The following is a 10,770-nucleotide window of genomic DNA, read 5'->3' as shown; positions in this document are numbered from 1 at the left end:
GTCGAAATATCTGGTTTGTCAGAAGGAGAGCGCTGTTTTGTGCACATTACCAGTGCCTGGCGGTGCCGTGATGGTGCAGGCAGGAAAATGATGAAAATGCGAGCAAGATCCCGGCCATTCCAGGCCGCTTCGTTAGCTGATAAATATCAAAAAATAGCGATAATTTTTTTTTATGCCACCGGAAAAGGGAGTAAGGGCGTTTTTGCCAGGCTACAGTCCATACGGGCTGGAGGCAGTTATCCACTATTCCTGTGGATAACCTTGTGTATTAGAGTTAGAAAACACAATGTAAGCGAGAGAAGACGCGGCCTGCGACTAAATTGGTGCGAAAGACGGCTCGGGATAATAGTCATTAAATTACAGGATGTTAGATAAAATCAATGGCTGTCGCAGAAGTGTCATGCGTTGCCACAAAACTTTCATCGAGTGGCTTGACAAATGTTAAAAAAGTCATTGCTTTGGGGATAACGCATTTTTACTGGTGTTTTATCTCGCCTGAGGCCAAATTTTAGTCGCCCGTCACGGCCGTTCTGATGGCGTATCAGAAATATTATGGCGCGTTACTGTTTTTTCATCCAGTATATTTTACTGGCAAAATATACCACTGCGAGTAAAATTACACACCTGCCCGCCCATTGCTTCAGGTAGCTGCTCATGAGTAAACCGTTCAAACTAAATTCCGCTTTTAAACCCTCTGGCGATCAGCCTGAGGCAATTCGTCGTCTGGAAGAAGGGCTGGAGGATGGTCTGGCGCATCAGACGCTGCTGGGGGTGACAGGGTCGGGGAAGACATTCACCATCGCTAACGTGATTGCGGACTTGCAACGTCCTACCATGGTGCTGGCGCCCAATAAGACGCTTGCCGCGCAGCTGTATGGAGAGATGAAAGAATTCTTCCCGGATAACGCGGTTGAGTATTTCGTCTCCTACTACGACTATTATCAGCCGGAAGCCTACGTGCCAAGTTCTGACACCTTCATCGAGAAGGATGCCTCGGTCAACGAACACATTGAGCAGATGCGTCTGTCGGCGACCAAAGCGCTGCTGGAACGTCGTGACGTCGTTGTTGTGGCGTCGGTTTCCGCTATCTATGGTCTGGGTGACCCGGATCTGTATCTGAAAATGATGCTGCATCTGACGGTGGGGATGATTATCGACCAGCGCGCGATCCTGCGCCGCCTGGCGGAACTGCAGTATACCCGCAACGATCAGGCATTCCAGCGCGGAACCTTCCGCGTGCGCGGTGAAGTGATCGACATTTTCCCGGCAGAATCCGACGACATCGCGCTGCGTGTGGAACTGTTTGATGAAGAGGTCGAACGTTTATCGCTGTTTGACCCGCTAACCGGGCAGGTCGAATCCACTATTTCGCGCTACACCATTTATCCTAAAACGCACTATGTGACGCCGCGTGAACGTATCGTGCAGGCGATGGAAGAAATCAAAGTTGAACTGGCAGAGCGGCGTAAAATTCTGCTGGCAAATAACAAACTGCTCGAAGAGCAGCGGCTCAGCCAGCGTACGCAGTTCGATCTGGAAATGATGAACGAGCTGGGTTACTGCTCGGGGATTGAAAACTATTCCCGCTATCTCTCCGGGCGTGGCCCCGGCGAGCCGCCGCCGACGCTGTTTGATTACCTGCCTGCCGATGGTCTGCTGGTGGTGGATGAATCCCACGTCACTATTCCGCAAATTGGCGGCATGTACCGCGGTGACCGGGCGCGTAAAGAGACTCTGGTCGAGTACGGTTTCCGTCTGCCGTCGGCGCTGGATAACCGTCCACTTAAATTTGAAGAGTTCGAGGCGTTGGCACCGCAGACCATCTACGTCTCAGCGACACCGGGCAACTATGAGCTGGAGAAATCCGGTGATGAAGTGGTCGATCAGGTCGTACGACCGACCGGCCTGCTGGATCCGGTTATTGAGGTGCGTCCGGTGGCGACGCAGGTCGACGATCTGCTGTCTGAGATCCGCATTCGTGCGGCGATTAACGAACGTGTGCTGGTCACCACGCTCACCAAACGGATGGCGGAGGATCTCACCGAGTACCTCGAAGAGCACGGTGAACGGGTGCGCTATTTGCACTCTGACATCGATACCGTGGAACGTATGGAAATCATTCGTGACCTGCGTCTGGGTGAGTTTGACGTGCTGGTGGGTATCAACCTGTTACGTGAGGGTCTGGACATGCCTGAGGTCTCACTGGTGGCGATTCTGGACGCAGACAAAGAAGGGTTCCTGCGTTCTGAACGTTCGCTTATCCAGACCATCGGTCGTGCGGCGCGTAATATCAACGGTAAGGCGATTCTCTACGGCGATAAAATTACCGCCTCAATGGCCAAAGCGATTGGTGAAACCGAACGTCGTCGTGAGAAACAGCAACTCTACAACGAAGAACATGGTATTACGCCGCAGGGCCTGAACAAGAAAGTGGTCGATATTCTGGCGTTGGGTCAGAATATCGCGAAGACCAAAGCGAAAGGCAAAGGGAAGTCACGCGCAGGCGCGAAGCCTGAAGTTGTCGAGCTGGATATGACGCCAAAAGCGCTGCAGCAGAAGATTCACGAGCTGGAAGGGCAGATGATGCAGCACGCGCAGAATCTCGAATTTGAAGAGGCAGCGACGATCCGCGACCAGTTGCATCAACTGCGCGAGTTGTTTATTGCGGCATCGTAAGGCGGTGTCGGATGCGGGGTGGATAGCATTCGTAGGCCGGATGCCGGAGCAAATCGTTTTGTAGGCCTGATAAGCAAAGCGCATCAGGCATTGTTTGATGCCGGAGCAATTCGTTTTGTAGGCCTGATAAGCGCAACGCATCAGGCAAATACGTTCAACCTAACGCCTGTACCGCTTTCTCCAGCGCGTTGTGCAATAGCTGGCGGTCATGGCGGTAGGGAATATCGCTGGCTTCCAGCACCTCCTGAATAACCACGCGGTCGGAAACGGTGGATACATCTACTTTCGGGCCCACAACCACCGCATCAATCACTTTTCTGCCAACATACTGTTCAATGATTGCCAGCTTATCGTTAAGTGTCAGGCCGGCTGCTGGCAGGCTTAACTCGCGGCCCAGATTGCCGATGTACACCATCGGAGCGGGAGTGCGACGTAATGCCTGCGCCAGTTCGTCGAGCAGCAGGAGCGGCATCAGGCTGGTGTAAAAACTGCCGGGACCTATCAGAATCAAATCCGCTTCAGCGATAGCTTCTACCGCCTCCCGCGTGGTGGGAACTTTTGGCGACAGCATCAGTTCCTGAGGTGGGATGGTAAGCTGATCGATATTCACTTCGCCATAAACTTCATGCCCCTGATCGTCGATAGCCATCAGATCTACCGGCAGCTCCGACATCGGAATTAAATGCGCGTCAACTTTCAACAGACTACGAATTAAATTGATAGCCTCCAGAGGCCGCACGCTGAGGTGATCGAGCGCCTTTAACATCAGGTTTCCGAGGTTATGCCCGGAAAGTTCGCCATTACCGCCAAAACGATACTCAAACATGGCGGATGCAACGCTGGGTTGAGTGATTAACTGGTTCAGACAGTTACGCATGTCTCCCCAGGCAATCCCGCCTTCAGAGCGGCGAATACGACCTGTCGACCCGCCGTTATCGGTCGTGGTGACGATACCCGTCAGGCGCGAACCTAAAGGGGAAAGAGAGGAGAGAACGCGTCCCAGTCCATGCCCTCCGCCGAGAGCGACAACGCGGTCCAGATCTGCCAGCGTGCGAGTGCGCATAAATTTTCCTGATATCAATTAATCGGCGCTACAGTAACGTAAATAGCGTGTTTTCAGCAATTATCCAGTCGACATCTGCCGTAATTTTTTTCTGCCATCTACTCCTTTCTGACGAGATCCACCTGACGGCAAGATGATGTATATCAATGCAAAACTGTGGTTTTTGCTTATTCTGTAGCGAAATTGCACGATCATGTCGTTATGCATGTATTTATATAGCGAAAGTGTACATGGCAAAAACGTCATTTACACGCTAGTATCGGCATAACCACTAAGTACTCTAAATAATTTGAGTTGCCGAAAGCCAACGCATCTGCAACACGAAGTATGACGAGTATAAACACTCTAGCCTCTGCACCTGGGTCAAATGATACGGTGCTTTGGCCGTGACAATACTTGAAAAAGTTTGTCACCAGGGCGCAGGAAGAAATGACTACGTCTCCCGTATTTGGAAAGGTGTACATGGGCTCTCAACTTACCGATGCTTTCGCACGTAAGTTTTACTACTTACGTTTGTCGATTACCGATGTGTGTAACTTTCGTTGCACCTACTGCCTGCCGGATGGCTATAAGCCCGGTGGGGTCACCAATAACGGCTTTCTGACCGTTGATGAAATTCGCCGCGTTACGCGCGCATTCGCCAGCCTGGGAACGGAAAAAGTGCGTCTGACGGGGGGCGAACCGTCTCTTCGTCGCGACTTCACTGACATTATCGCCGCCGTGCGCGAAAACGACGCCATCCGTCAGATTGCGGTAACCACCAATGGTTATCGTCTGGCGCGCGATGCTGCTGCCTGGCGCGATGCCGGACTGACCGCGCTTAACGTCAGCGTCGACAGCCTCGATGCCCGCCAGTTTCACGCCATTACCGGGCAGGACAAATTTCAGCAGGTGATGGCGGGCATTGACGCCGCCTTTGAAGCCGGTTTTGAAAAAGTGAAAGTCAACACCGTGCTGATGCGCGACGTGAATCATCATCAACTGGACACCTTCCTGGCGTGGGTTCAGCCCCGTCCTATCCAACTGCGCTTTATTGAACTGATGGAAACGGGCGAGGGCAGTTCTCTCTTCCGTAAACACCATATTTCAGGCCAGGTACTGCGCGATGAGCTGCTGCGTCGCGGCTGGATCCACCAGATTCGACAGCGCAGCGACGGCCCGGCTCAGGTTTTCTGTCATCCTGACTATGCCGGCGAAATTGGTCTGATCATGCCTTATGAGAAAGACTTCTGCGCCACCTGCAACCGTCTGCGCGTTTCATCTGTCGGCAAGCTTCATCTGTGTTTATTCGGTGAAGGCGGCGTAAGCCTGCGAGATTTGCTGGAAAACGACGCTCAGCAGCCAGCGCTGGAAGAACGCATTTCAGCCGCGCTGCTGGAGAAAAAGCAGACCCATTTCCTGCATCAGAACAATACCGGTATTACGCAAAACTTATCTTACATTGGCGGCTGATCGCTAAAAGGAGTTTTTCATGAGTCAGGTAAGCGCTGAATTTATCCCGACACGCATTGCTATTCTTACCGTTTCAAGCCGTCGCGGCGAAGAGGATGATACCTCCGGCCATTATCTGCGTGACTCGGCGCAAGAAGCGGGTCATCAGATTGTCGACAAGGCGATTGTCAAAGAGAACCGCTACGCCATCCGTGCCCAGGTTTCTGCCTGGATTGCCAGTGACGATGTTCAGGTGGTGCTTATTACCGGCGGCACCGGGTTAACCGAAGGGGACCAGGCGCCAGAAGCGCTGCAGCCGCTGTTCGACAGAGAAGTCGAAGGGTTTGGTGAAGTATTCCGTATGCTGTCGTTTGAAGAGATTGGCACCGCGACGCTGCAATCCCGGGCGATTGCCGGAGTAGCCAATAAAACGCTGATTTTCGCCATGCCAGGGTCGACGAAAGCGTGTCGTACCGCCTGGGAAAATATCATTGCGCCGCAGCTCGATGCCCGTACGCGTCCGTGTAATTTCCACCCACATTTGAAGAAATAAGTATGTCGCAACTGACTCATATTAACGCCGCTGGCGAAGCGCATATGGTGGATGTCTCCGCCAAGGCGGAAACCGTACGCGAGGCGCGTGCAGAAGCATTCGTGACCATGCGTAGCGAAACGCTGGCGATGATTATCGACGGCAGCCACCATAAGGGCGACGTTTTCGCCACGGCGCGTATTGCCGGTATCCAGGCTGCCAAACGCACCTGGGATCTTATCCCGTTGTGTCATCCGCTGATGCTGAGCAAGGTTGAAGTCAATCTGCACGCTGAACCGGAACATAACCGCGTACGCATTGAAACGCTGTGTCGCCTGACCGGTAAAACCGGCGTTGAAATGGAAGCGTTAACGGCGGCCTCCGTGGCGGCGTTGACCATCTACGATATGTGCAAAGCGGTGCAAAAGGATATGGTGATTGGACCGGTGCGTCTGCTGGCAAAAAGCGGCGGAAAATCGGGCGATTTTAAGGTGGATGCGCATGATTAAGGTTCTTTTCTTTGCTCAGGTACGGGAACTGGTGAACACGGATGCGTTAGAGGTTGCTGCCGGGTTTGCAACGGTAGAAGCCCTGCGCCAGCATCTGGCAGCGCAAAGCGATCGCTGGGCGCTGGCCCTGGAAGACGGTAAGCTGCTGGCGGCGGTAAACCAGACGCTGGTCAGTTTTGACCATCCCCTTAACGCGGGTGACGAAGTGGCTTTCTTCCCGCCGGTAACCGGAGGCTAAGATGGCTGAAACGCGAATTGTTGTTGGCCCTGCGCCGTTCAGCGTTGGGGATGAGTATCCCTGGCTGGCCGAGCGTGATGAAGACGGCGCGGTCGTCACTTTCACCGGTAAAGTGCGCAATCACAATCTCGGTGATAGCGTGCGGGCGTTAACGCTGGAACACTATCCGGGAATGACTGAAAAAGCGCTGGCGGAGATTGTCGACGAGGCGCGTTCGCGCTGGCCGCTGGGTCGGGTGACGGTAATTCATCGCATTGGCGAACTGTGGCCGGGTGACGAAATCGTTTTTGTTGGCGTGACCAGTGCGCATCGCAGCAGCGCGTTTGATGCCGGGCAGTTCATTATGGATTACCTGAAAACTCGCGCGCCGTTCTGGAAGCGCGAGGCTACGCCGGAAGGTGAGCGCTGGGTTGATGCCCGCGACAGTGATAAGCTAGCAGCAAAACGCTGGTAGAGTACAATTGTTGTAGGCTCATACTGATTCAGGAGATTGTCATGGACCGATTCCCACGATCCGATTCTATTGTACAGGCCCGTTCCGGCCTGCAAACGTATATGGCGCAGGTGTACGGCTGGATGACCTGCGGACTGTTGCTGACGGCGTTTATCGCCTGGTATGCGGCAAATACGCCCGCGGTGATGATGTTTGTCTTCTCCAGCAAAATCACCTTCTTTGGCCTGATCATCGCTCAACTGGCGCTGGTGTTTGTCCTGTCCGGCATGGTGCAAAGGCTCAGCGCAGGTATGGCGACAACGCTGTTTATGCTCTATTCGGCATTAACTGGTTTGACGCTATCAAGCATTTTTATCGTCTATACCTACTCGTCTATCGCCAGCACCTTCGTGGTCACCGGCGGGATGTTCGGGATCATGAGTCTGTATGGCTACACCACCAAACGCGATTTGAGCGGCTTCGGCAATATGCTGTTCATGGCGCTGATCGGTATTGTGCTGGCCTCGCTGGTTAACTTCTGGCTCAAGAGCGAAGCGCTGATGTGGGCGGTAACCTATATCGGGGTGATTGTATTTGTTGGTTTGACCGCCTATGACACGCAGAAGCTGAAAAATATCGGTGAGCAGATCGACCTGCGCGACAGCTCCAATCTGCGTAAATACGCGATTCTTGGAGCCCTAACGCTGTATCTGGACTTCATCAACCTGTTCCTGATGCTGCTGCGTATTTTCGGCAATCGTCGTTAATCGTCTGTTGCCGGATGGCGCTGCGCTTATCCGGCCTACAGTTGTGTATCGAAAGTAGGCCGGATAAGGCGTTAAGCCGCATCCGGCAAATCATTTCGCCATCGCCTTCTCGTTTTTTACCCGCAGCTTTTTCGCCCGACTCTCCAGCAGCAAATAACACACCAGCGCTAGCAGTAGCGGAATAAAATAGTACAGTACGCGATACGCGAGCAGTGCGGCAATGATCGTGCCCTGAGACGTGTCCTCTCCTGCCAGCAGCGCCATAAACACCGCCTCCAGCACGCCAATTCCCGCCGGAATATGTACGATAACGCCGGCAATACTGCTCACCAGTAGCACGCCCAGCACGAAGAAATAGTTAATATTCTGACCCAGCAACAACCAGATAATCGCCCCCATTACCATCCAGTTAGCCCCGGATATCGCCATTTGTGCGAGGGCAAATTTCCAGGAGGGTAGCACCAGTTTTTGGCCCTTGATGGTGATGTGGCGATGTTTAGCGAAGGCGCAAAACCACAGATAAACGCCAATTATCAACAGCAGCGCAATGCCTAAGATACGCAGCGTACCTTCATCGATATACCAGTGCGCGGGCAGTTCGACGACGCCGAAAGTAAAAATAAAACCGCCCAGCAGAATATAGCCCAGCCAGTTGGTGGTAATGCTCAGTGAAAAAATTCGGGTAATTGTGCTCCCCGGCAACCCGAGACGCGAGTAGAGCCGATAGCGCATCCCAATACCGCCCACCCAGGTGCTTAACGTCAGGTTGAAGGCGTAACAGATAAACGACACCAGCATGACCTGGCGTTTTGCCAGCTTGTGCCCACAGTAGTAGCGCCCGAGCAGGTCATAACAGCCGTAAAGTAAATAACTGACGATCACCAGCCCCACGGCACTGAGCAGGGCAATCCGATTATAATCGCGGATTACCGTCCACACTTCCTGCCAGTTGACCTTGCTGGCATAAACGACCAGCAACACGATCACCGCAATAAAAAAAAGCCATGTGAGGATCTTTTTCGCTAACCGCCAGCGTCGGTGGTTTTTTGTCATCAGGTTTTCCCTCCTGCATCCTCAGTTTGTATACGGTCCTGGGTTTCCAGAGCGGGCTGTGCGGGCGGCTCTACCTCGGCCAGAAGCGGGGTATGCGCCGGCAGCCAGCCGACCAGCGCCGGGAAGTGGCGTAAGAAGTGGAAGGCCAGTACGCTCTTGGTCAGGTTCCACCAGGTGCGTTTTGGCAGCATAGATTCGTCAACCCGCTTGCAGTCCTTGGCAATAATGGGATTCAGGTTGTCACGCAGGGTCTGGTTAAATGTGCGGTCATGAATAATCAGATTTGCTTCCAGATTCAGCGACAGGCTCAGCGGATCGAGATTGCTGGAGCCCACCGTCGCCCAGTGATCGTCCATCAGCGCTACTTTGCCATGCAGAGGTTTACGACGGTATTCATAGACATGGACGCCGCCCTTGACCAGATAGTTATACAACAGGCGGGCGCCCACTTTTACAATCGGCATGTCCGGTTCGCCCTGCACGATGAGTTTTACCCGAACGCCGCGCCGCGCTGCTTTACGCAGGGCATGCAGCAGGCGATATCCGGGAAAGAAATAGGCATTGGCGATAATCACTTCCCGCCGGGCCTGGGTCAGCATTTTCAGATAATGGCGTTCAATATCATCGCGATGCTCTTCGTTGTCGCGCCAGACAAACAGCGCCTGCGCTTCGCCGGGACGATGATTGTCGATTGCCCGGTGATGACGTCGCCACCAGCGGCGTACGGCGCTTTGCCCGGGCAGGTTTTCCAGTGCAAAATTCAGAATGTCAGCAACGACTGGACCTTCAACACGCACGGCGTAATCCTGCTTGGCCTCAGGGCCGTAATCAGACATATGTTCAGCGGAGTAATTGATGCCGCCGACAAAGGCAACACGATCATCAATGACCACAATTTTGCGATGCATACGGCGAAAGAGATTGGTGCGCATTCCAAACAAACGTGGACGCGGATCGTAGTAGCGGAAAACAACGCCGGCTACGGTGAGCTCTTCGACAAAACTGTCGCTAAGATCCGGAGAGCCGTAGCCATCCAGCAGCACCTCTGCTTTGATTCCTCGCTGGGCGGCCCCGAGTAGCGCGGCATGCAGCTGTTTTCCGACCGCATCCTCAAACCAGATAAAGGTTTCGAGGATAATTTTTTGCTGCGCCTGCTCAATGGCCTCAAAGACGGCGGGATAAAATTGATCGCCGTTTTCCAGCAGTTGTATTTGATTGCCTTCACGCCAGCCATATTTCATAAATGAATCTCCGCACTCAGGGGGGCATGATCGGACAAATGTCGCCAGTGGCGCAGCGCCAGCGTCGTTGGGGTACTGGCATTGGCGTTTTTCACATAGATCCTGTCCAGACGCAGCAGGGGAAACTGCACCGGAAAGGTTCGCGCCGGGCGACCGTGGGCGCGGGTAAAAATCTCATCAAGGCCGGCCCTGGCTTTCAACGGGCGATTGGCCGTTTGCCGCCAGTCATTAAAATCTCCGGCGATCACCACGGGCTCCGTGTCGGGCAGGGCGTTGACCCAGTCTGCCAGCATAGCGAGCTGGGCCTGGCGGTGAGCTTCACGCAAACCGAGATGCACGCACATCACATGGATGGGGTGGGAGAGCATTGGCGGTACGATTCGGCAGTAAAGGACCCCGCGCTTTTCACTCGCGCCGACGGAAACATCACGATTTTCATAATGCTCAATTGGATACCGCGACAGCACCGCATTACCGTGATGTCCCTGCGGGTATACGGCGTTACGCCCGTAGGCGAAGTCGCTCCACATCGTGTCCGCCAGAAATTCGTAGTGGCTGGTATCCGGCCAGTTCTCAATATGCAACGAATGAGCTTCGTGCGCGCCCATGACTTCCTGCAGACACACAATGTCTGCACCAACCGTTCTGACAGCCTCCCGTAGCTCAGGCAAAATAAAACGCCGGTTGAAGGCGGTGAACCCTTTGTGAGTATTAATGGTGAGCACATTGAATGAAAATTGAACTCCCGATCCGCTCATGAGCCTCCCGATGGCGTCACTTCCTAAATAAAATAGTGTAGTCGTCGTCACAAAAAGATGCGGTGTTGC

The 10,770-nt window shown here is 53.6% G+C and carries 11 protein-coding genes and 1 riboswitch; of the genes, 7 read left to right on the top strand and 4 right to left on the bottom strand.

Annotated features, from left to right (window positions below; translation table 11 throughout):
- Nucleotides 1-654 precede the first annotated feature (654 nt).
- Nucleotides 655-2,676: an excinuclease ABC subunit UvrB gene (uvrB, locus tag WHR59_RS16200; RefSeq protein WP_043015673.1), complete on the top strand. Its 2,022-nt coding sequence runs from the start codon at nt 655-657 to the stop codon at nt 2,674-2,676.
- Between the two features lie 154 nt (nt 2,677-2,830).
- Here uvrB and yvcK read toward each other — a convergent pair whose 3' ends face one another.
- Nucleotides 2,831-3,739, bottom strand: coding sequence for a uridine diphosphate-N-acetylglucosamine-binding protein YvcK (gene yvcK, locus WHR59_RS16195; protein ID WP_043015674.1), 909 nt, complete (start codon nt 3,737-3,739; stop codon nt 2,831-2,833).
- A 329-nt stretch (nt 3,740-4,068) separates the two neighbouring features.
- Nucleotides 4,069-4,214, top strand: a riboswitch (molybdenum cofactor riboswitch).
- On the opposite strand from yvcK, the gene moaA reads away from it, so the two are divergent.
- The 6 genes from moaA to WHR59_RS16165 all read left to right on the top strand — a co-directional run bounded on the left by moaA (nt 4,202) and on the right by WHR59_RS16165 (nt 7,649).
- Complete coding sequence (moaA, locus tag WHR59_RS16190; protein WP_043015675.1) at nt 4,202-5,191, top strand: GTP 3',8-cyclase MoaA; 990 nt, start codon at nt 4,202-4,204, stop codon at nt 5,189-5,191. Its footprint overlaps the riboswitch before it by 13 nt.
- A gap of 19 nt (nt 5,192-5,210) precedes the next feature.
- Entirely contained in the window at nt 5,211-5,723 is a 513-nt protein-coding gene (gene moaB / locus WHR59_RS16185) for a molybdenum cofactor biosynthesis protein B (RefSeq protein WP_043015676.1), read from the top strand.
- Nucleotides 5,724-5,725: 2 nt separating this feature from the next.
- On the top strand, nt 5,726-6,211 hold the full coding sequence (gene moaC, locus WHR59_RS16180) for a cyclic pyranopterin monophosphate synthase MoaC (protein ID WP_003035188.1): 486 nt from the start codon (nt 5,726-5,728) through the stop codon (nt 6,209-6,211).
- The gene (moaD, locus tag WHR59_RS16175; RefSeq protein ID WP_043015677.1) at nt 6,204-6,449 is read left to right on the top strand and encodes a molybdopterin synthase sulfur carrier subunit; all 246 of its coding nucleotides are present in this window, start codon (nt 6,204-6,206) and stop codon (nt 6,447-6,449) included. Before moaC ends, moaD begins: the two co-directional genes overlap by 8 nt.
- Nucleotide 6,450: 1 nt before the next feature.
- The gene (moaE, locus tag WHR59_RS16170) at nt 6,451-6,903 is read left to right on the top strand and encodes a molybdopterin synthase catalytic subunit MoaE (protein WP_043015678.1); all 453 of its coding nucleotides are present in this window, start codon (nt 6,451-6,453) and stop codon (nt 6,901-6,903) included.
- A gap of 41 nt (nt 6,904-6,944) precedes the next feature.
- A complete protein-coding gene (locus tag WHR59_RS16165; protein WP_003831536.1) occupies nt 6,945-7,649 on the top strand; it encodes a Bax inhibitor-1/YccA family protein in 705 nt (234 codons plus the stop codon).
- A gap of 90 nt (nt 7,650-7,739) precedes the next feature.
- On the opposite strand, the gene WHR59_RS16160 is transcribed toward WHR59_RS16165, so the two are convergent.
- The 3 genes from WHR59_RS16160 to WHR59_RS16150 are packed head-to-tail and all read right to left on the bottom strand — an operon-like array spanning nt 7,740 to nt 10,701.
- On the bottom strand, nt 7,740-8,702 hold the full coding sequence (locus WHR59_RS16160) for a lysylphosphatidylglycerol synthase domain-containing protein (protein WP_193144679.1): 963 nt from the start codon (nt 8,700-8,702) through the stop codon (nt 7,740-7,742).
- Nucleotides 8,702-9,943: a cardiolipin synthase ClsB gene (gene clsB / locus WHR59_RS16155; RefSeq protein ID WP_043015680.1), complete on the bottom strand. Its 1,242-nt coding sequence runs from the start codon at nt 9,941-9,943 to the stop codon at nt 8,702-8,704. The genes WHR59_RS16160 and clsB overlap by 1 nt, the downstream gene beginning before the upstream one ends.
- Nucleotides 9,940-10,701 carry an endonuclease/exonuclease/phosphatase family protein gene (locus tag WHR59_RS16150; RefSeq protein ID WP_047412486.1) on the bottom strand — a complete coding sequence of 254 codons (762 nt, stop codon included), beginning with the start codon at nt 10,699-10,701 and terminating at the stop codon, nt 9,940-9,942. Before WHR59_RS16150 ends, clsB begins: the two co-directional genes overlap by 4 nt.
- Nucleotides 10,702-10,770 lie beyond the last annotated feature (69 nt).

Origin of the sequence: Citrobacter europaeus (assembly GCF_037482245.1) — a bacterium.
In the GTDB taxonomy this organism is placed as follows: Bacteria; Pseudomonadota; Gammaproteobacteria; order Enterobacterales; family Enterobacteriaceae; genus Citrobacter; species Citrobacter europaeus.
This window is presented reverse-complemented; position numbering and strand designations above follow the sequence as displayed.